The 19467-nt window shown below is 43.3% G+C and carries 18 protein-coding genes, 1 tRNA gene, 1 rRNA gene and 2 riboswitches (1 of these 22 only partly in view); of the genes, 13 read left to right on the top strand and 7 right to left on the bottom strand.

All coding sequences use genetic code 11. From position 1 onward, the window contains the following. Positions 1 to 58: 58 nt before the first annotated feature. The 3 genes from M1D65_RS15360 (at position 59) to M1D65_RS15350 (ending at position 2327) form a co-directional block, all read left to right on the top strand. Positions 59 to 1225, top strand: coding sequence for an AI-2E family transporter (locus tag M1D65_RS15360; protein WP_003244365.1), 1167 nt, complete (start codon positions 59 to 61; stop codon positions 1223 to 1225). Positions 1226 to 1317: 92 nt separating this feature from the next. Next, positions 1318 to 2148, top strand: coding sequence for an undecaprenyl-diphosphate phosphatase (locus M1D65_RS15355; protein WP_014477785.1), 831 nt, complete (start codon positions 1318 to 1320; stop codon positions 2146 to 2148). A gap of 106 nt (positions 2149 to 2254) precedes the next feature. After that, a tRNA-Ala gene (locus tag M1D65_RS15350) sits at positions 2255 to 2327 on the top strand. A gap of 106 nt (positions 2328 to 2433) precedes the next feature. Here the strand turns inward: M1D65_RS15350 and cdoA are convergent. Then, complete coding sequence (gene cdoA, locus M1D65_RS15345; RefSeq protein WP_021480465.1) at positions 2434 to 2919, bottom strand: cysteine dioxygenase; 486 nt, start codon at positions 2917 to 2919, stop codon at positions 2434 to 2436. A 502-nt stretch (positions 2920 to 3421) separates the two neighbouring features. On the opposite strand from cdoA, the gene M1D65_RS15340 reads away from it, so the two are divergent. From M1D65_RS15340 to M1D65_RS15330, 3 genes are all read left to right on the top strand, one after another. After that, positions 3422 to 4957 (top strand): MFS transporter, encoded by a 1536-nt coding sequence (locus tag M1D65_RS15340; RefSeq protein ID WP_456270608.1) that lies wholly within the window; start codon positions 3422 to 3424, stop codon positions 4955 to 4957. Between the two features lie 160 nt (positions 4958 to 5117). Next, a complete protein-coding gene (lytG, locus tag M1D65_RS15335) occupies positions 5118 to 5966 on the top strand; it encodes an exo-glucosaminidase LytG (RefSeq protein ID WP_456270607.1) in 849 nt (282 codons plus the stop codon). A 108-nt stretch (positions 5967 to 6074) separates the two neighbouring features. After that, on the top strand, positions 6075 to 6338 hold the full coding sequence (locus M1D65_RS15330; RefSeq protein ID WP_003222348.1) for a YiaA/YiaB family inner membrane protein: 264 nt from the start codon (positions 6075 to 6077) through the stop codon (positions 6336 to 6338). Positions 6339 to 6373: 35 nt separating this feature from the next. Here M1D65_RS15330 and ktrB read toward each other — a convergent pair whose 3' ends face one another. The 4 genes from ktrB to gbsR form a co-directional block, all read right to left on the bottom strand. Beyond that, positions 6374 to 7711, bottom strand: coding sequence for a Ktr system potassium transporter KtrB (ktrB, locus tag M1D65_RS15325; protein ID WP_003228940.1), 1338 nt, complete (start codon positions 7709 to 7711; stop codon positions 6374 to 6376). 6 nt (positions 7712 to 7717) lie between these two features. Next, on the bottom strand, positions 7718 to 8386 hold the full coding sequence (ktrA, locus tag M1D65_RS15320) for a potassium uptake protein KtrA (RefSeq protein ID WP_003228942.1): 669 nt from the start codon (positions 8384 to 8386) through the stop codon (positions 7718 to 7720). Between the two features lie 72 nt (positions 8387 to 8458). Beyond that, positions 8459 to 8607: riboswitch (cyclic di-AMP (ydaO/yuaA leader) on the bottom strand. Positions 8608 to 8751: 144 nt separating this feature from the next. Then, on the bottom strand, positions 8752 to 9297 hold the full coding sequence (gene bslA / locus M1D65_RS15315) for a biofilm surface layer hydrophobin BslA (protein WP_003243556.1): 546 nt from the start codon (positions 9295 to 9297) through the stop codon (positions 8752 to 8754). 197 nt (positions 9298 to 9494) lie between these two features. Then, positions 9495 to 10037 (bottom strand): transcriptional regulator GbsR, encoded by a 543-nt coding sequence (gene gbsR / locus M1D65_RS15310; protein WP_015251366.1) that lies wholly within the window; start codon positions 10035 to 10037, stop codon positions 9495 to 9497. A gap of 198 nt (positions 10038 to 10235) precedes the next feature. On the opposite strand from gbsR, the gene betB reads away from it, so the two are divergent. The 3 genes from betB to M1D65_RS15295 all read left to right on the top strand — a co-directional run bounded on the left by betB (position 10236) and on the right by M1D65_RS15295 (position 13598). After that, positions 10236 to 11708 (top strand): betaine-aldehyde dehydrogenase, encoded by a 1473-nt coding sequence (gene betB / locus M1D65_RS15305; protein ID WP_003243430.1) that lies wholly within the window; start codon positions 10236 to 10238, stop codon positions 11706 to 11708. A gap of 16 nt (positions 11709 to 11724) precedes the next feature. Further along, entirely contained in the window at positions 11725 to 12933 is a 1209-nt protein-coding gene (gene gbsB, locus M1D65_RS15300) for a choline dehydrogenase (RefSeq protein WP_064671665.1), read from the top strand. An 86-nt stretch (positions 12934 to 13019) separates the two neighbouring features. Next, positions 13020 to 13598, top strand: a complete 579-nt coding sequence (locus tag M1D65_RS15295; protein ID WP_014477775.1) for an MOSC domain-containing protein — start codon at positions 13020 to 13022, stop codon at positions 13596 to 13598. Between the two features lie 5 nt (positions 13599 to 13603). Here M1D65_RS15295 and M1D65_RS15290 read toward each other — a convergent pair whose 3' ends face one another. Beyond that, the gene (locus M1D65_RS15290) at positions 13604 to 14092 is read right to left on the bottom strand and encodes a DinB family protein (protein ID WP_003242867.1); all 489 of its coding nucleotides are present in this window, start codon (positions 14090 to 14092) and stop codon (positions 13604 to 13606) included. Between the two features lie 167 nt (positions 14093 to 14259). Here M1D65_RS15290 and M1D65_RS15285 point away from each other — a divergent pair, with 167 nt between their 5' ends. The 3 genes from M1D65_RS15285 to M1D65_RS15275 are packed head-to-tail and all read left to right on the top strand — an operon-like array spanning position 14260 to position 16873. Then, complete coding sequence (locus M1D65_RS15285; RefSeq protein ID WP_032727091.1) at positions 14260 to 14784, top strand: NfeD family protein; 525 nt, start codon at positions 14260 to 14262, stop codon at positions 14782 to 14784. A gap of 20 nt (positions 14785 to 14804) precedes the next feature. Next, positions 14805 to 16334, top strand: a complete 1530-nt coding sequence (floT, locus tag M1D65_RS15280) for a flotillin lipid rafts scaffold protein FloT (RefSeq protein ID WP_003228960.1) — start codon at positions 14805 to 14807, stop codon at positions 16332 to 16334. A gap of 17 nt (positions 16335 to 16351) precedes the next feature. Further along, on the top strand, positions 16352 to 16873 hold the full coding sequence (locus tag M1D65_RS15275; RefSeq protein ID WP_032726760.1) for a GNAT family N-acetyltransferase: 522 nt from the start codon (positions 16352 to 16354) through the stop codon (positions 16871 to 16873). A gap of 41 nt (positions 16874 to 16914) precedes the next feature. Here M1D65_RS15275 and thiT read toward each other — a convergent pair whose 3' ends face one another. Then, positions 16915 to 17493 (bottom strand): energy-coupled thiamine transporter ThiT, encoded by a 579-nt coding sequence (gene thiT, locus M1D65_RS15270; protein WP_003228966.1) that lies wholly within the window; start codon positions 17491 to 17493, stop codon positions 16915 to 16917. A gap of 99 nt (positions 17494 to 17592) precedes the next feature. Continuing rightward, positions 17593 to 17694: riboswitch (TPP riboswitch) on the bottom strand. A 464-nt stretch (positions 17695 to 18158) separates the two neighbouring features. Here thiT and M1D65_RS15265 point away from each other — a divergent pair. Further along, positions 18159 to 19467 (top strand): 16S ribosomal RNA (locus tag M1D65_RS15265); it runs 241 nt beyond the window's last position.

The raw sequence follows: 19467 nt of genomic DNA, 5'->3' as shown, positions 1-19467 counted from the left end.
TCATTATAGGGACGATAGTGTACAATTTAATTAAACTATGTATGACGGAGGAACGATAGTGGAGACGTTGCAAACATGGAGCGGCAGATTCAAGCGATTCTTCTTGGATAATAAGTTTGTTTTATTTTTGCTTGTGCTGCTGCTGATTGGTTTAAATATTCTAGTATTTACAAAAACATCATTTATTTTCACCCCGATTATTGTTCTGCTCAAAACGATATCACTTCCGATTATTTTGACAGGCATTGTTTTTTATCTGTTAAACCCAGTCGTCGATTTTCTGGAGAGAAGAAGAATAAGAAGAATCTATTCTATATTGCTGCTATACCTATTGGTTATCGGGCTGATCACGATCACGATCGTGTCGATCATTCCCTTCTTAAAAGAACAAATTATGAGTTTGATTGACAATATCCCGAGATATGTGGACGTCGTAGAAAATCAGACGAAACAGCTGATTGGCAGCAACTTCGTCAATCAGGCCCAGCAAACGATGAACATTAATATATCTGATCTTGCTACAAAGGTTTCGGATCAGGCAGCGACGATCGTGAACAGCACCTTTACCGGTGTTGGGAATTTTATCGGCGCACTGACTGAGATTATCATTTCGATCGTCACGGTTCCGTTTATTCTATTTTATTTGCTAAAAGACGGAAGAAAATTACCGGTCTACATACTGAAGTTTGTGCCGACTCGATTGAAAGAACAGACATATACAGTCTTAAGCGAAATGAATCATCGGTTAAGCTCTTATATCAGAGGCCAGATCATTGTCAGCTTCTGTATCGGGTTTTTGCTGTTTATCGGTTATTTGATTATCGGGCTGGATTATGCTTCATTGCTTGCAGTCATTGCGGCTTGCACAAGCATCGTTCCATATTTAGGGCCAACGATTGCCATTACGCCTGCGATTATCATTGCCATAGTGACATCGCCGCTCATGCTGCTTAAGTTGGTGATTGTTTGGACCATTGTTCAGCTGATTGAAGGGAAGCTGATCTCTCCGCAAATTATGGGAAAAAACCTTCACATCCATCCGATTACGATTATTTTTCTGCTGTTAACAGCCGGCAAGCTGTTTGGTGTTGTTGGAATCATTCTTGCCATTCCTGGCTATGCAGTTGCCAAAGTCATTACGACACATTTATTTGACTGGTTTAAAATGCAGTCACATTTATACGATGAAGAAAAAAATGAAAATACGCCGGGGCATAAAGTGTGATTTTCGTTTATAGTTATATAAGACGGGCTTTCCATTTATGGGAAGCTCCCGTTATGTAAAAAAATAAATGTCTAATGGGGAGAATCAAAATCATGACTCTATGGGAATTGTTTGTAGCCGCCATTTTAGGAATCGTAGAAGGATTAACAGAGTACGCGCCGGTTTCTTCGACAGGACATATGATCATAGTAGACGACATCTGGCTTAAATCAAGTAATCTGATGTCAGAAGAAGCTGCTAACTCATTCAAGGTGGTTATTCAGCTAGGCTCCATTTTAGCAGTAGCTATCGTGTTTAAAGACCGAATTTTAAATTTACTGGGCTTGAAAAAAAATATTACAAGCGACCAGGAGCAGGGACATAAATTAAGCATTGCCCAAATTGCCGTCGGACTCGTGCCTGCAGCTGTTCTCGGCTTTTTGTTTGAAGATTACATTGATGAATATTTATTTTCCGTTAAAACTGTGGCCATCGGTTTAATTGCCGGGGCAATCCTGATGCTTTTTGCTGACTGGGTCAATAAACGGAAAACAGCGACAGACACACTCGACCGCATTTCCTATAAACAGGCGATAGCCGTCGGCTTATTCCAATGTCTTGCCCTTTGGCCGGGTTTCTCGCGTTCGGGTTCAACCATTTCCGGCGGTGTTATTCTCGGATTAAACCACCGAGCTGCAGCCGACTTTACGTTTATTATGGCGATGCCGATCATGATGGGAGCCAGCTTTCTAAGCCTTGTGAAGCATTGGGACAGCTTAAGCTCGGATCTGATGCCGTTTTTCATCGTCGGCTTTATCTGTGCCTTTGTGGTCGCACTGTTTGTCGTCCGTTTCTTCTTAAGGCTGATTAACAAAATCAAACTTGTCCCATTTGCAATCTATCGAATTATTCTCGGTGTGATTTTACTTTTGATCATGATGTAAGTCGAAAATAAGGCTCTTTTACGAGCCTTATTTTTTCTGTCAATTCAAGAGGAAACAGCTTGTTTTTCAAAATAAAATCATCTATAATAAACATGACGTTACATACGGGGCCATAGCTCAGCTGGGAGAGCGCTACGCTGGCAGCGTAGAGGTCAGGGGTTCGAGCCCCCTTGGCTCCATACCTGTAAACCCTTATTCTATAAGGGTTTTTTTGTTTTGAGGAAAAGGTTTCATTCTCTGAATCCTCCAGTTGAGCGAAGTCAAAGTGAGCAGTTTATCTGTCAATCATGAATTTTCCAATACCTCCTTTTGTTCCTCAAAGACCGTCATGTCTTCCAAAGGAGGGGAGTAGACATGAAGAGACACCATTCGTTCGGATGTTGGATTGGACATTTTGTGAATTAAACCTTTGGTTGAAATAAGGCATTCTCCTTCGTGGACAAAGTATGAATTGGAGAGTTCTGCGTGTTCGCCGGCTGAACGATAAATAGAATTAAGAAGCTTTCCTTCTAACACCATTGCACAACCAATGGATTGACCATGATCGTGTACTGTTGTCTCCTTGTTTGGCGGAATGTTAATCACGATAATTTCCAATTCATTATTTCGATAGATGGCATTTCGGCCGTAAGCGTATTGGTCTGGTTCCTTAATATACGGTTGACTCAATTTTGCTGCGTTTGGAATTTGTTTTAAAGACGTTGCTAAATCTTTAACCGATGGATTTTTCAAGCCGCTAAAAATGTCTTGGATACACTCATACAGTTCCATTCGTTTTTGCCTCCCGGAATATTTAGAATTTCCTTACATTGGTATTTCATAGGTTAATTCATGGTATTTACCCATATACAATTTAGAGGCGGCAAACGCCCAGTAAACACAAAAAAATGTGCGGCCAAAATGTTGTCTTATCACCAACTTATCCGAGTTTATTAGTGGGAATAGTGGGTTGAAAGGGTTAAAACGGCCTGCTTTAATTCGCTTGAGGGAACGAGCAGGGATTCATAAGTGCAGTTCTAGACACAATATCGGGGAAAAGCTTTCAAGATTTCTATGTTGTGCTTGAAATTTACTCCATTGACAAAACACAATCGATTTGAAATAATATTTGATTATATGCTCATTCATTCACATAATTATAATAAAATAATATCATTTCCCCTGAAAGGGAGAATATTAGAATGAAAGCTAATGGTATGCAAAATCTATTAGCTTCTTTTGTTTTCAAAAAATGATGTGTTTCGCATGTATTCATATAGGAAGGGATGACAACATGAAGACAAAACACTATTGGGTGATTTCTTTGCTCGCCGTCTTAGCGGTCGGGCCGGGATTGATGTCTAACACGGCATTGTCGTCAGTTCAAGGCCTTGTTCAGAAAGCGGTTGGAACAAGTGTCTTCACATCAGTAAATCCGATATTGATCGGCAATATGGCCTTTGCCTTGTTAGTTCCGGCAGGACCGTTGCTGAGGAAAAAATTCGGTGCTCGTCCCGTCTATCTGGCTTCATTACCTGTCTTTATACTAGGTTCACTGCTCATCGCATGTTCAAGCGATGTTGCATGGATGGCGGCAGGACGCTTTTTACAGGGAGCGGCAACAGGTGTCATGCTGATGATTATGATTCCAATGCTTGTACTGTCATTCCCGATTGAACGCAGGAACTATGCACTGCTTGTACTGATCGGGGGATTCTATGGTTCTGTTATCATCGGCACAATCCTTGGAACCATTGCAACAAGCTGCGGGCATTGGAGATGGCTGTTTTTCATCTTTGGCACCTTGTCCCTGATCGGTGTCGCGGTGAGCTATTTCTTTCTTCATGACGAGCATCACGGGGCGACGGATCAAGAACAGCCGCTTGATCATGCGGGAATTCTTTTATCTGTCTTCCTTGCCGCAGCCTCAGCGGTTTCATTCATTTTTCTGCAAAAATGGGGGCTGTCATCGGGTTATGTATGGATTGGTTTCGGGGTGACGTTATGTTTGCTCATTGGTCTATTGATTGTGGAATATAAAGTGAAAAACCCATTCATATCTATTAAACTGATGCTGCTGCCAAAACCGGTGCTTGGCTTATTGATCATAGCTGCAGGGACGATAACGGTAGCTGTCAGCCTGTCTGCTTTTCAAGGCTTGCTCCGTCAAATGTATGATATTTCTCAGGAGCATCTCATTCTTTTAAACTTGACTCTTTTAATCGGAGTGGCGATCGCGGCCATTTTGAGCGCTCTGTTTTATGATAAAGTCGGACCAGGGATGCTCGGTATTATCGGCGGACTCATTCTCGTCTTTGTGAATTTTCAATGGCTGCATATGCAGGATCGATCATCTCTTTATATGTTCGCGGCACTGTTTATCATGCTTGCAGCGGGAACAGGCCTGACAGTCGCCGCAGGGCTGATGGGAGCTGCCATGGGAGGCCCGCTGCCTGATTTGGTCAAGAGAATGACAGCTGTTCAGTTTTTAAGATTGTTTGTCTATATGGGAGTTCCTATTCTCATCGGCTTTTTCACGAAAAAAGATGCTGCCAGACAAAGCGGTTCGGTACAGGATTCTATGATGACTGCTTATCATGATCTCTTCTTCATTTCTTTTATCCTTAGCGTGCTGCTCGTCTGCCTGTCATTTTGTATGAATGCCACTGGAATGGGGCACAAGCTGGCACATAAACCACATGATAAAGCGAAAACAGCTCCGGAAAAACCGGCCGTTTCAGCAGAAGGTTTGTCGAAGGCAACTGTCAAATCATATAAAGTAATAAATGATACGGAATATCGTAATGCACTCAGAAATTTACAAAAATAGAAACATGGTAAAAACCTTTTCATTGAGCGAAAAGGTTTTTATTTTGCAATCTTTTCCCAACTTTATCCCTAAAGAATTGAAAAATATTAGAAGTGCAAGTAAAATTCTAAAAGGTAGATTCTTTTACATTCGTAATCTTTTAATTCGAAGGAAGGTTTTCATGGCCCGTAAAAAACTTAAAAAACGTAAACTCTTGATTTCACTATTTTTCATTGTATCGATTCCGCTAGCTCTGTTTGTTTTAGCGACAACTTTATCAAAACCGATTGAAACATCCAAAGAAACTGAAGAAATCGATGAACAGCAAGTATTTATAGACAGTCTGTCCGGACATGCCCAAATTTTGTATGAAAAATACCATGTTCTCCCCAGCATCACAATTGCTCAGGCCATTCTCGAATCGGACTGGGGGAACAGTGAACTGGCTGCTAAGGCCAACAACCTTTTTGGCGTAAAAGGGAATTATAAAGGCCATCATGTCACGATGGAAACGGACGAAGTTGAAAAAGGGAAAAGAAAAACCATTCGCGCGAAGTTTCGAAAATACAGCACGTTTTTTGAATCTATGGATGATCACGCCCGATTGTTCGTCCGTGGCACATCGTGGAATAAAAAGAAGTATAAACCGGTGCTTGAGGCAGGGAATTATAAGGAAGCGGCAACCGCCCTGCAAACATCAGGATATGCTACAGATCCTGACTACGCTGACAAAATCAGCGCTATTGTGGAAAAATACGATTTAGATGAGTACGATGAGGTAAATCCATCCCTCAAATCTGTGGATTTAAACGCCTCTATTAAAGACAGTGCCGTTCAAGACGTATGGTCCAAGCCTTCTACTGATGATCGGTCCATAAGGCTTACCTCTGCCCAATCTTACGTCGGCAAAGACATAAAGGTTGTGTCTAAAAAACAGAAAGGCCAGTCTGTATGGTACCAATTCCAAATCAATGATAAACTTATTGGCTGGATTGATGATTCAGCTGTTGAAATAAAGGAGGCAACCTAAGCCCTTTTTACTGGTATTTTTAATTCTTTGTTCCATTCCGGGGAATTTGAGGTATAATATTCCACGGAAGTTATCACTTTTTAACTATGCTTTCGGGAGGGAACAAAGGTGCAGAAATATAGACGCAGAAACACGGTTGCCTTTACAGTATTAGCTTATTTTACTTTTTTTGCGGGAGTATTTTTGTTTAGTATCGGACTCTATAATGCTGATAACCTGGAACTCAATGAAAAAGGTTATTACATCGCTGTTATGATACTTGTAGCAGTTGGTGCGATTCTTACACAAAAAGTGACCCGTGATAACGCGGAGGATAACGAAATCATCGCGGAACAGGAAAAAAGACAAAATCAATCTCATATCGAATCATAAAAAATCCGGCGACTGCACGCCGGATTTTTTTGATATCACCCTGTAAACACTTCGCCATCAGGATAACGGATATTTGATTGCTCTGTTTTTGCGAATGAAAACACGAACGTTAAAGGACCAATTCTTCCGATAAACATGATGACAATGATGATACACTTGCCAGCTGTTGTCAGTTCAGGAGTAAGCCCCATCGTAAGGCCGACAGTTCCGAATGCGGAAAAGGTTTCAAACACAATTTGAAGAAATGGCGCTTGTTCTGTGATCGTCAGGGCGAAAATCCCTAAAAACACGATGAACAAACTGGTGACGCTCACAGCTAAAGCTTTAATGATAATCGGATATTTGATGGAACGGCGGAAAATAACCGTTTCTTTTTTACCTCTCAAGTAAGCAATAACAGATGTTAAAATCACGATGAACGTAGTCAGCTTAATGCCGCTCGCCGTTGATGCGCTTCCTGCTCCGATAAACATCAATAATAAAGTAAATACAATTGTTCCTTCTCTCATGCTTCCGAAATCTAGAGAATTGAAGCCTGCGGTTCTCGGCGTCACTGCCTGAAAATAGGACGCCCACAGTTTATCCACTATATGCAGGTGGCCGAGCGTGCCGGGGTTGCTGTATTCTAAAATAAAGACCGTAAGCATAGCAATCGCATTCAACATCAGCGTTCCTGTAAGCATGAGCTTTGTATGTAAAGAAAAAGCTTTAAAACGCCGATTTTTCATCACATCAAACAGAACCGTAAATCCGATCCCTCCTGTAATAAATAAGAAAGTAATCACGAGGTTCACTGTAGGATCGCCAACGTAGCTCATCAAATTATCAGGCCACAACGAAAACCCGGCATTGTTAAAAGCAGATATTGCGTGAAACAAACTTGCAAACAAGCCGGATGACCAGCCGTATTGAGGTACAAGCCGGATGGATAAAATGAGTGCTGCTATCAATTCAATACTGATCGAAAACAGAAACAGGACTTTGACAAGGCCAATGACACCGCCGATTGTCGGCTGGTTTAAGGCTTCCTGGACGAGCATTCGTTCTTTTAAGCCGATTTTTTTTCCTAATATCATGACGATCAAGACCGCAAATGTCATAAATCCAAGCCCGCCAATCTGAATCAGCCCCATAATTACTGTTTGCCCGAATACCGTAAATTGAGTACCGGTATCGACAACAGCAAGCCCTGTAACAGTTGTAGCGGAAGCCGCAGTAAAAAGGGCATCTATCCACGACAATGGCTTCGTAGTGGAAATCGGAAGCATTAATAGGACAGCCCCGATGATAATGGTAAGGAAAAAACCAATGGCAAGCACTTGAGGCGGTGTAAACCGAACCCATTTGATCACTTTATCCTTTTGAAGTGTCACCTTTGTCTACATCCCTTCGTTTTCAAAACGTTTAATATCCTTTTTGTGGCCCATGATCACCAGGCAATCTTGCTCGTGAATGATGTCTTCAGGCGCGGGGGAAAGACAGATATCTCCATGATGTTTGATGGCCAGGATCGTGCAGCCGTACTTTGCTCTTACATTCAGGTCAATAATCGATTTTGAATCTAGCTTGCGCGTAGCCAGCAGCTCGACAATACTGTATTCATCAGATAGATCAATGTAATTCAAAACATTTTCGTCTGAAAGGCTTTGTGCGATTTTAACCCCCATATCTTTTTCAGGATGAATAATGCGGTCAGCGCCGATTTTTTCAAGCACCTTGTGATGATAATAGTTTTGAGCCTTTACCCAAATATTTGGAATATCAAGCTCCTTTAATAATAGGGTGGTCAGCGTACTCGCTTGAATATTTGCTCCGATGGCAACAATCACATATTCAAAATTGCGTATTCCTAATGAAAGCAATTCGTTTTCTTCGGTGGCGTTGGCAATTACCGCATGAGTGGCGTAAGAAGCATATGCATTGACCTTTTCTTCGTTGATATCAACCGCAAGGACCTCATGCCCCATTCTATGAAGTTCTTTACAAATGCTGCCGCCAAACCGGCCCAGCCCGATCACGGCAAATTGCTTATTTTTAATTCTTCCCAATGTTCATATCTCCCTTAGTGAATTAACGTTTTTGAAACAAAAAAGACCATTGCAAAGAATGGCCGATAATAGACCTCCTCTCTGTATACGCCTACGAGGTTAGCTGTCGGATTAGGGATTCAGAGTACCCCCTCTTACTTAGTAAGATTCACCCCAAGGCTGTTAATAAAACAGCCAATCGTTGGTTCCCCCGTTCGTGTTTGATTAAGCGGTAAAAGAGACTGTATGAAATTGAACACTCAAGAATTTACTCCTGTTTCTAGTGTTTGTCAATTTAAATTTTAAACCAGAAAAAAGATAACGGGGATTAGAGAAAAAGGGGAGGGTAAAACGCAAAAAAGACCGGCGTTAACCGGTCTTTTACATTAGTTGCAACCGCAAGGCTGAGTCGGAGGAGTGCTGCGCTTAGCCACGTCAATGCTGGCTTCTGCGTAAAATTTATTTCCGATGCTTAATGATTTATTCTCCGCACGGAAAGTATATGTACCAGCGGCAGGAAGTGTTTTGTTATTCAGTTTTAATTTGAATTCGCCAGCTCCTAACAAATCAAGTGCCAAAGGAACTCTTACTGTTTTCCCGTTATTGAGGATCTGTGTTGTACGCAAGGCATTTCCGTTCAATGTGTCTTTCGTGTTTGCAGTAAATCCGCTTGGCAATGTAAACTCCATAACGCCAAGGCTGAGAAGCGTGTTTGGACGGTAAGTCAATTCGATATCTGAGAAAGACCATTCCGTTTTGCTGGCGCCAGTGATTGTTGCGAACAATGAAGCTGTAGACTGTGTTCTCATAGTGGATTCAGTATGAGCTTTAGTTGATGTAGATTCAGCCGCGAAAGAAGCTGTAGGTGCAGAAACGAGTAACCCGAGACTTAATGCACTAATTGCCAAAGAAGATAATAATTTGCGTTTCATAACAAAATTCCCCCTAAAAAATGATAAATTAAACAGGCCTGCCCGCTTTTCACCTCCTCTGAAAGGCCAAATACAAATTTTACCTACATAAAATTACCATCAAATATTTTGGAAGTAAATGGGGTGTTTTTCCCGTATTTTTCAAATTTGTAGTAGTTACATCAAAAAAACGCCTGGTTTCCCAGGCGTTTTCTGCTTTACTTTGTTTCGATCGGTATAAATTTAAAAATTTCTCCGGTCTGCACCGATTCAGCAAGCCGTTTCAGCCAGTCATAGTAAGCTTTAGAGCTTTCCAGCTGATCATATAACTGCAGTGCTTCATTTTTGATATCCTCATCGAGATCTTCCTTGCTTAAAACCTTTTGTAAATCAGCTTGTGCTTCCTCGATCGCTGTTACATTCACTTGAACCTCCCGCTCCCATTTAGGTGGAAAGAAATTTGTGAAAAATTTAAAGAAATCCTTCTCAGCCACAAATGTATGCTTGCGGATGCCCCGGTGAAATGTTTTTTTCACTACATTTAAGTCTTGAAGCTTTTTGACGCCAGTGCTCATGCTTGGTTTGCTCATTTGCAACTCCTCACGCATTTCGTCAAGCGTCATCTCATCCCTCATATACATCGTCCCATATAAAATCCCGACACTGCGGGTAATTCCATAAAGATCCATCGTTTCAGCAATGGAGTCAATAACAAGATCCCGAGCCTGTTCTATAGCTGCAAATTCTGGATTTTCATCCATACTGACCCTCTTTTCCTTTAGAAAATTAAATTCGTTAAGTTATTTCTTTATGTTCTTTATCTTAACGAAACATGAGGAAAAGTCAAAAAGAAAAATCAAAATGGGACTTTGACAGTTTAAAAACCATATGTTAGATTAAGGTTGTTAAAAACATTAAATTTTTATTTAACAAACTTTATTTACGTCAAGGAGGCTTATATGAGTCAAACATTATTCATTGACGGAGAATGGATCAGTGCCGAAAAAGAACAGATCCGCAGTATTATCAACCCCTTTAATCAAGAAGAAATTGCAACTGTAAGCGAGGGAGGGCGAGAGGACGCCATCAAAGCAATCGCAGCCGCACGCAGAGCATTTGACAAAGGAGAATGGTCATCGCTATCCGGGCTAGAACGCGGAAAAATTGTTCTGAAAATTGCGGAATTAATCAGACGCGATCTTGAGGAGCTGGCTGAGCTTGAATCTCTTGATACAGGAAAAACACTCGAAGAAAGCAAGGCCGATATGGACGATATCGCCAATGTTTTTCAATATTACGCCGGCTTGGCAGACAAAGATGGCGGAGAGATCATTTCATCTCCGATTCCTGATTCAGAAAGCAAAATTATTAGGGAGCCAATCGGGGTTTGCGGCCAGATTACTCCATGGAATTATCCGCTCCTTCAAGCGAGCTGGAAAATCGCCCCTGCACTGGCTGCAGGAAACACAATCGTCATGAAGCCGAGTGAGATTACGCCGCTGACGACAATCAAAGTCTTTAAGCTGATGGAAGAAGCCGGTGTTCCAAAAGGTGTCGCAAATCTTGTTCTTGGACCGGGAGCCACAGTGGGCGACGAGCTTGCCGTAAACAAAGACGTCGATTTGATTTCATTTACGGGCGGAATTGAAACAGGCAAAAAAATCATGCGGGCGGCAAGCGGAAACGTCAAAAAAATCGCCCTTGAACTTGGCGGGAAAAACCCAAATATTGTTTTCAAGGACGCGGATTTAGAAGTTGCGGTTGATCAGGCCTTAAACGCTGTATTTTTCCACGCCGGCCAAGTATGCTCTGCAGGTTCTCGCTTGCTTGTTGAGGATGCCATTCATGATCAATTTTTGGCGGAGCTGGTCAAACGGGCAAAACGCATAAAACTCGGAAACGGTTTTCATGCTGAGACAGAAAGCGGTCCGCTTATTTCGGCGGAGCACAGGGCAAAGGTAGAAAAATATGTTGAGATCGGAATAGAGGAAGGCGCGAAGCTGGAGACAGGAGGCAAACGCCCGGAAGATCCTGAGCTTCAAAACGGCTTTTTCTATGAACCTACTATTTTCTCAAACTGTAATTCTGACATGAGAATCGTTCAGGAAGAGGTTTTCGGTCCTGTATTGACAGTCGAAACCTTCAGCTCTGAAGAAGAGGTAATCGAGCTTGCGAATGATACTATCTATGGCTTGGCTGGAGCGGTATGGTCAAAAGACATTGAAAAGTGCGAACGGGTAGCAGCCCGCTTGAGAATGGGAACCGTTTGGATCAACGATTTTCATCCGTACTTTGCACAAGCGCCATGGGGCGGATATAAGCAATCCGGGTTCGGACGCGAGCTTGGAAAAATAGGCCTTGAAGAATACACAGAAGTCAAACATGTATACCGCAATACAAAACCGGCAGCGGTTAACTGGTTTAATTCATAAGAGGGGGAGATTGATGATGACATTAAATATGAAGGTAGAAAGCATGCAGAAATTCCACACATTTGAAATTCCGACTGTGATTAAGCATGGAATCGGAGCCATCAAGCATACGGGTGAGGAAGTAGCTGCTCTGGGCGTTTCAAAAGCTCTCCTTGTCACAGACCCAGGGATTTATAAAGCCGGTGTTGCTGATCCTGTCATCGAATCACTTAAAGAAGCAGGCATTGAAGTGGTGCTCTTTCATAAAGTTGAGCCAAACCCGCCTGTCCGTCTGGTGAATGAAGGATCTGAGCTTTACAAAAAAGAGAACTGTAATGGTTTGGTGGCAGTCGGAGGCGGAAGCTCCATGGATACAGCAAAAGCAATCGGAGTAGAAGCAACTCACGAAGGAAGCGTGCTTGATTATGAAGCGGCAGATGGGAAAAAACCGCTGGAAAACCGCATTCCTCCGCTGACGACAATTCCCACTACAGCTGGAACAGGATCAGAAGTAACCCAATGGGCGGTTATCACAGATGAAGAAAGAGAATTCAAATTCAACACGGGCGGTCCGCTGATTGCAGCATACTTGACCATCATTGATCCTGAGCTTCATGTTTCAATGCCTCCGCATGTAACAGCTATGACGGGAATTGATGCGCTCGCCCATGCCATTGAGTGCTATACAATGAAATTTGCACAGCCAATCACGGATGCGGTTGCCTTAATGGCGATTGAGTATGCCGCTCATTACATTAAGAGGGCATTTGCTGACGGAGAGGATCTGGAAGCAAGGTACGGAATGGCGCAGGCTGCGATGCTTGCCGGTCTTTCTTACGGAAGTGAATCAGCGGGCGCGGCTCATGCGATGAGCCAAACGCTTGGCGGTATTATCCCAGTCGCTCACGGCCAATGTGTAGCGGCGATGATGGGCCCTGTCATGGAATACAACTGGAAGGGCTATCCTGAGAAGTTTGCGCGTATTGCGAAAGCGTTCGGTATTGATACAAGCAAGATGACAACTGAAGAAGCTGCGAAAGCATCTGTCAATTGGATGTATGATCTGGTCGAAGATTTAGAAGTGCCGACTTTAGAAGAGCAGGGAGTATCACCTGATATGATCGAACGCTTGTCTAAAGAAGCTATGAAAGATCCGCAAACCTTCGGAAACCCTAGAGATTTAAATGAAAAAGCATACAACTGGATCTACAAGCGCTGCTTTAACCTTACGCCTAAAACGGTATAATCAAAATCCCGCTCCTTTACAGAGCGGGATTTTTTGGGATAATGAAGCATAGGTGGAAATTTAGATAAGAAAGAAGGTGCCAGCTGATGTGGAAGCGTATGACTGCAAAAGCGGAAGGCTTATATATCGCAGATACAGAAAGCTTCGTAACAAAGCAAATGGACAAGCTTGATTTTGATTATGGCGGCATCCCCGGCGATTTGCATTTTGGCCTGACCAAAAAAGCGGGAGCCAGAGAACCAATGTTTTCAAGAGGGACTGAAATTTTCAACCGCAGACAAATTTCAATTGTTTCAATAGAGGAATGCAACGAAATCGCTTTAAAAATGGGAGTGCCGAGGATTTTGCCGGAATGGCTCGGGGCGAATGTGGCAGTCAGCGGTATGCCAGATCTTACTTCATTAAAAGAAGGAAGCCGGATTATTTTTCCGAGCGGAGCGGCTCTGCTGTGTGAGGGCGAAAATGATCCGTGTATCCAGCCGGGAGAAGTCATTCAGTCTTATTATCCGGACCAACCGAAGCTGGCGCCGGCTTTCGTCCGCCACGCACTGGGCATTAGAGGGATTGTATGTATTGTGGAAAGACCTGGTGCTGTTTACACAGGTGATGAAATAGAAGTTCATTCCTATCAGCGAAAAGTCAAACGAAAAGCAGAAAGGGTCTGATGAAATCAGGCCCTTTCTATCTTTTCTTTAATTTCTTTCATTTGGCTGAGGTGCCGTTTTTCATGATGGCCGATAAAATCGATCCACTGTCTGACAGTCAGCTCTTGAAACACAGGATGCGGAAGCACTCTTTCAAAATCTTCTTCTTTCAGAGAGGCAATCGCAGCAGTCAGCTGCTCTCTTACCACATCAAGCTCACGTTTCATTTGGCTGCCTGAAATAAAATCATGCGCAGGCTCAAGATGACTCGGGGCTTTCCGTTTATTATTTCTGTCCTGTGCTACCTCAAGCGGTTTTTCTTCAATTTCTTTAATCGGAGCGTCCTTTACACGTTCCTTCAACATTTTTTGTGCGGTCATATCGATTTTTTTCAAATGGTCAAGAACTTCCCGTATGCTCCATTCTTCAGCAGAAGGCTTTTGGTTCAGCTTTTCGTCAGAAAGTCCTTTCAATTCGTTCCACGTTTCTAATCTGGCTTCATTAAAGATACTCATCATATCTCCTCCTAAAATGACATTACCATATATATAAGCAATTATCATTTATAAAGCACTTCAAATGGGTTATTTGTCTTAAAATTTTGAAACCTTTCCCGTGGTGTCTCGTATAAATGGTAACGGCGGCCGTTCATCAATGCATTGATGAAGAAAGGATGAGGAAATTGGAGTTATTTGGAGTACCTATACAAACAATTTATCTTTATACGCTTATTATTGCGGGCAGCCTTACGCTATTATTCCTGTTTTTCGGAGATGTATTTGCAGGACTGTCAGAAGGCATTCCGTTTCTTAATCCGACATTAGTGCTCTCATTTTTCACATGTTTTTCAGCGGGCGGATATATAGGTGAACTTGTATTGCCTCTGTCAAGCTTGCTGATTGCGCTTTTATCTTGCATCCTTTCGATCATGCTGGTGGTATTGCTTCACATCTTTGTACTGGTACCATTATCATCTGCAGAAGAATCATTGGCATATAGAGAAGATGATCTCAGAGGAAGACTCGGTAAAGTGATTACAGCTGTGCCGGTTGACGGGTTTGGTGAAGTGGTCATAGAAGGGATAGGCGGGACCATTTCAAAGTCAGCGGTCAGTTTTGATAATCAGCAGATCAGTTACGGGACAACGGTGTTAGTCGTAGATATTAACAACGGAGTTCTTTCGGTTACTCCGCATGAACCCATTTAATATACAAGGAGGAATTTGATATGACAATGCCGATTATAATGATCATCGGAGTTGTATTCTTTTTATTAATTGCACTAATAGCTGTGTTTATTACGAAGTATCGTACAGCAGGGCCTGATGAAGCGTTAATTGTAACGGGGAGCTATCTGGGCAATAAAAATGTTCATGTCGATGAAGGCGGCAACCGTATTAAAATCGTCCGCGGCGGAGGAACCTTTGTCCTTCCCGTCTTCCAGCAGGCAGAGCCGCTAAGCCTATTATCAAGCAAACTCGATGTTTCGACACCTGAAGTCTATACAGAACAAGGAGTGCCAGTAATGGCCGATGGAACTGCGATTATTAAAATCGGCGGTTCTATAGGAGAAATCGCTACAGCAGCCGAACAATTTTTAGGGAAATCAAAAGACGACCGTGAGCAGGAAGCGCGGGAGGTTTTAGAAGGCCACCTTCGTTCCATTCTCGGCTCAATGACAGTAGAAGAAATCTATAAAAACAGAGAAAAATTCTCTCAAGAGGTGCAGCGTGTCGCTTCACAGGATCTCGCGAAAATGGGGCTTGTAATCGTCTCGTTTACCATTAAAGATGTTCGTGATAAAAACGGTTATCTTGAATCATTAGGGAAACCAAGAATTGCCCAAGTAAAACGCGATGCTGATATCGCAACAGCAGAGGCTGATAAAGAAACCCGAATTAAGCGGGCAGAAGCCGATAAAGACGCAAAAAAATCAGAACTTGAACGGGCGACGGAAATCGCTGAAGCTGAAAAAATCAATCAGCTCAAAATGGCTGAATTCCGCAGAGAACAAGATACGGCAAAAGCGAATGCCGACCAAGCATATGATTTAGAGACTGCCAGAGCGCGCCAGCAAGTCACAGAGCAGGAAATGCAGGTTAAAATTATCGAACGCCAAAAACAAATAGAACTAGAAGAAAAAGAAATTCTTCGCCGTGAACGTCAATACGACTCAGAGGTAAAGAAAAAAGCCGATGCAGACCGTTATTCTGTTGAGCAGTCCGCAGCAGCTGAGAAAGCCAAACAGCTCGCGGAAGCCGATGCCAAGAAGTACAGTATAGAAGCAATGGCAAAGGCTGAGGCGGAAAAAGTAAGAATTGACGGGCTAGCAAAAGCAGAAGCGGAAAAAGCGAAAGGAGAGACAGAAGCAGAGGTTATCCGCCTGAAAGGTCTTGCAGAAGCGGAAGCAAAAGAGAAAATTGCGGCTGCCTTTGAACAGTACGGGCAGGCGGCGATTTTCGATATGATTGTCAAAATGCTTCCGGAATACGCGAAACAAGCAGCCGCACCTCTTTCAAATATTGATAAAATCACCGTTGTCGATACAGGAGGAAGCGGTGAATCAAGCGGAGCAAACAAAGTAACCAGCTATGCGACGAACTTAATGTCAAGTCTGCAAGAAAGTTTAAAAGCATCCTCGGGAATTGATGTAAAAGAAATGCTTGAGAACTTTTCAGGAAAAGGAAACGTAAAACAAAGCATTAATGAATTAACAAATGAAATCAAAGAAGCCAAAACGATCCAAAAATCAGAGTAAGGAAAGGGCAGAACCGTATGGTAACTGTACGTGAAGCGAAGTTAGAGGATATAAAGGACATTGCAAAAGTGCATGTAGACAGCTGGAGGACAACATACCACGAAATTATCCCGATTGATTATTTAAACAGACTGAACTATAAGGAATTTGAAGACAAATGGAAAAGTCGCTCGTTAAAGGGAGTATTTGTTGCTCAGGACGAAAAGGGTTCAGTATTCGGCTTTGCTTCATTTGGACCTATTCGCTCTGAACAAGAAGGCTATGACGGCGAGTTATACGCTATTTATCTTCTGGAAGAGCGCCAGCGGCAAGGTGCAGGCAGGGCGCTCTTAGCAAAAGGAGCAGAGTTTTTGCTTCAACATGGTTTTTCAAGTATGTTTGTTTGGGTTATTGAGCAGAATCCCTCGATTATATTTTATCAGGCCTATTCACCTGAAAGAGTAGCGGAGGACAACTTTGAAATTGCCGGAGTAAGGCTGAAAGAAGTAGGTCTTGGCTGGCCGGATCTTTCAGCTTTAAAAACACTTCTTAACAGATAACGAAAAATCCCCCAGCGGAATTCGCTGGGGGATTGTTACTTTTACGCTTTGTCACTTTTAAGCAGACGGGGTGCTGTCATAAATAATAAACATAGGACAATTGCACAAATAATGAATGAAGGAACCATGTAAGTCGCATTATAAGTTAAAGAATAAATCCATACCGGTGTTCCTTTTGGAGCAAAGCTGCCGAAAAACACAGCTCCTGAAATGACATGCGCGGCATAGCGCAGCAAACTGCCGATAAAAACTGCGCTGACCACTGAAACAATCAATTTCCCTTTTGTTTTTGATACAGCGGCTTTACGGACAGAAGAAGCGAAACAGCCGCTTATGCCGATTGCTGCGAAAGCGACAATGTAATCTAACAATAGCTGTACAGGATGTTGAGCAAACAAGTTTCCGATTGCTATTTGTACTAGACCTGTCAACAAACCTGTAGTAAGACCTGCTTTGACACCCCAGCGAAACGAAATTAAAAAGATCGGAATCATCATGATGGAGACCGAGCCTCCTTGAGGCATGCTAAGAAACATTCCTGAGACAATGTCTAAAATAACGGCTGCTGCTGTCATAATGGCAATTTCAATAAGGCGAACCAGTTGCTTAGATTGATTCATATCTATCTCCTTCCATTGACAGACAACCAAAAGGACAACAAAAAAGCAGCACGCGGAAGGATGAGAAAAGTTCCACGCACTGCTTTACGATCTGCAATTCATTTGACTTTGCCACATCCCTACGCCAGCGTTAACTAACAGGTTCAAAGGGTCAGAACGAAACCGCTCACTCTCAGCTTTAATGCTCCCCTTGTGGTCATCAGTATTTAGTTCGTTTCTACTATACAAGAAAATGAAAAAAACAACAAGATCACATGACTGATGTATATGTTCTTTTAAGAAAGTTATATGATACACACGCTTTAGAAATCATGGCGAGGATTATAGTTTATTTGTTTTATAGATTTTTTAAAAAAACTATTGCAATAAATAAATAGAGGTGTTATATTATTAAACGTCGCTGATGCACAGCGGACACAAACTAGATGCTTCAAAACAACTTGAAAAAAGTTGTTGACAAAAAAGAAGCTGAATGTTATATTAGTAAAGCTGCTTCATTGAGAAGTGACGAAATGATCTTTGAAAACTAAACAAGACAAAACGTACCTGTTAATTCATTTTTATAAATCGCACAGCGATGTGCGTAGTCAGTCAAACTAGGGCCTGCACGACGCAGGTCACACAGGTGTCGCCGCAGGATGCGGTGAACTTAACCTGTGATCCATTTATCGGAGAGTTTGATCCTGGCTCAGGACGAACGCTGGCGGCGTGCCTAATACATGCAAGTCGAGCGGACAGATGGGAGCTTGCTCCCTGATGTTAGCGGCGGACGGGTGAGTAACACGTGGGTAACCTGCCTGTAAGACTGGGATAACTCCGGGAAACCGGGGCTAATACCGGATGGTTGTTTGAACCGCATGGTTCAAACATAAAAGGTGGCTTCGGCTACCACTTACAGATGGACCCGCGGCGCATTAGCTAGTTGGTGAGGTAACGGCTCACCAAGGCGACGATGCGTAGCCGACCTGAGAGGGTGATCGGCCACACTGGGACTGAGACACGGCCCAGACTCCTACGGGAGGCAGCAGTAGGGAATCTTCCGCAATGGACGAAAGTCTGACGGAGCAACGCCGCGTGAGTGATGAAGGTTTTCGGATCGTAAAGCTCTGTTGTTAGGGAAGAACAAGTACCGTTCGAATAGGGCGGTACCTTGACGGTACCTAACCAGAAAGCCACGGCTAACTACGTGCCAGCAGCCGCGGTAATACGTAGGTGGCAAGCGTTGTCCGGAATTATTGGGCGTAAAGGGCTCGCAGGCGGTTTCTTAAGTCTGATGTGAAAGCCCCCGGCTCAACCGGGGAGGGTCATTGGAAACTGGGGAACTTGAGTGCAGAAGAGGAGAGTGGAATTCCACGTGTAGCGGTGAAATGCGTAGAGATGTGGAGGAACACCAGTGGCGAAGGCGACTCTCTGGTCTGTAACTGACGCTGAGGAGCGAAAGCGTGGGGAGCGAACAGGATTAGATACCCTGGTAGTCCACGCCGTAAACGATGAGTGCTAAGTGTTAGGGGGTTTCCGCCCCTTAGTGCTGCAGCTAACGCATTAAGCACTCCGCCTGGGGAGTACGGTCGCAAGACTGAAACTCAAAGGAATTGACGGGGGCCCGCACAAGCGGTGGAGCATGTGGTTTAATTCGAAGCAACGCGAAGAACCTTACCAGGTCTTGACATCCTCTGACAATCCTAGAGATAGGACGTCCCCTTCGGGGGCAGAGTGACAGGTGGTGCATGGTTGTCGTCAGCTCGTGTCGTGAGATGTTGGGTTAAGTCCCGCAACGAGCGCAACCCTTGATCTTAGTTGCCAGCATTCAGTTGGGCACTCTAAGGTGACTGCCGGTGACAAACCGGAGGAAGGTGGGGATGACGTCAAATCATCATGCCCCTTATGACCTGGGCTACACACGTGCTACAATGGACAGAACAAAGGGCAGCGAAACCGCGAGGTTAAGCCAATCCCACAAATCTGTTCTCAGTT

Source organism: Bacillus sp. JZ39 (assembly GCF_053903145.1).
Note: the sequence above shows the minus strand (reverse complement) of the source record. Positions and strands in the feature narration are given on the sequence as shown.

Coding starts and splice junctions, on each gene's coding strand:
- lytG (WP_456270607.1), top strand. CDS start 5,118: ATGGCCCGTAAAAAACTTAAAAAACGTAAACTCTTGATTTCACTATTT.
- M1D65_RS15340 (WP_456270608.1), top strand. CDS start 3,422: ATGAAGACAAAACACTATTGGGTGATTTCTTTGCTCGCCGTCTTAGCG.
- bslA (WP_003243556.1), bottom strand. CDS start 9,297: ATGAAACGCAAATTATTATCTTCTTTGGCAATTAGTGCATTAAGTCTC.
- thiT (WP_003228966.1), bottom strand. CDS start 17,493: ATGAATCAATCTAAGCAACTGGTTCGCCTTATTGAAATTGCCATTATG.
- M1D65_RS15295 (WP_014477775.1), top strand. CDS start 13,020: ATGTGGAAGCGTATGACTGCAAAAGCGGAAGGCTTATATATCGCAGAT.
- M1D65_RS15290 (WP_003242867.1), bottom strand. CDS start 14,092: ATGAGTATCTTTAATGAAGCCAGATTAGAAACGTGGAACGAATTGAAA.
- gbsB (WP_064671665.1), top strand. CDS start 11,725: ATGACATTAAATATGAAGGTAGAAAGCATGCAGAAATTCCACACATTT.
- gbsR (WP_015251366.1), bottom strand. CDS start 10,037: ATGGATGAAAATCCAGAATTTGCAGCTATAGAACAGGCTCGGGATCTT.
- floT (WP_003228960.1), top strand. CDS start 14,805: ATGACAATGCCGATTATAATGATCATCGGAGTTGTATTCTTTTTATTA.
- M1D65_RS15355 (WP_014477785.1), top strand. CDS start 1,318: ATGACTCTATGGGAATTGTTTGTAGCCGCCATTTTAGGAATCGTAGAA.
- betB (WP_003243430.1), top strand. CDS start 10,236: ATGAGTCAAACATTATTCATTGACGGAGAATGGATCAGTGCCGAAAAA.
- cdoA (WP_021480465.1), bottom strand. CDS start 2,919: ATGGAACTGTATGAGTGTATCCAAGACATTTTTAGCGGCTTGAAAAAT.
- M1D65_RS15275 (WP_032726760.1), top strand. CDS start 16,352: ATGGTAACTGTACGTGAAGCGAAGTTAGAGGATATAAAGGACATTGCA.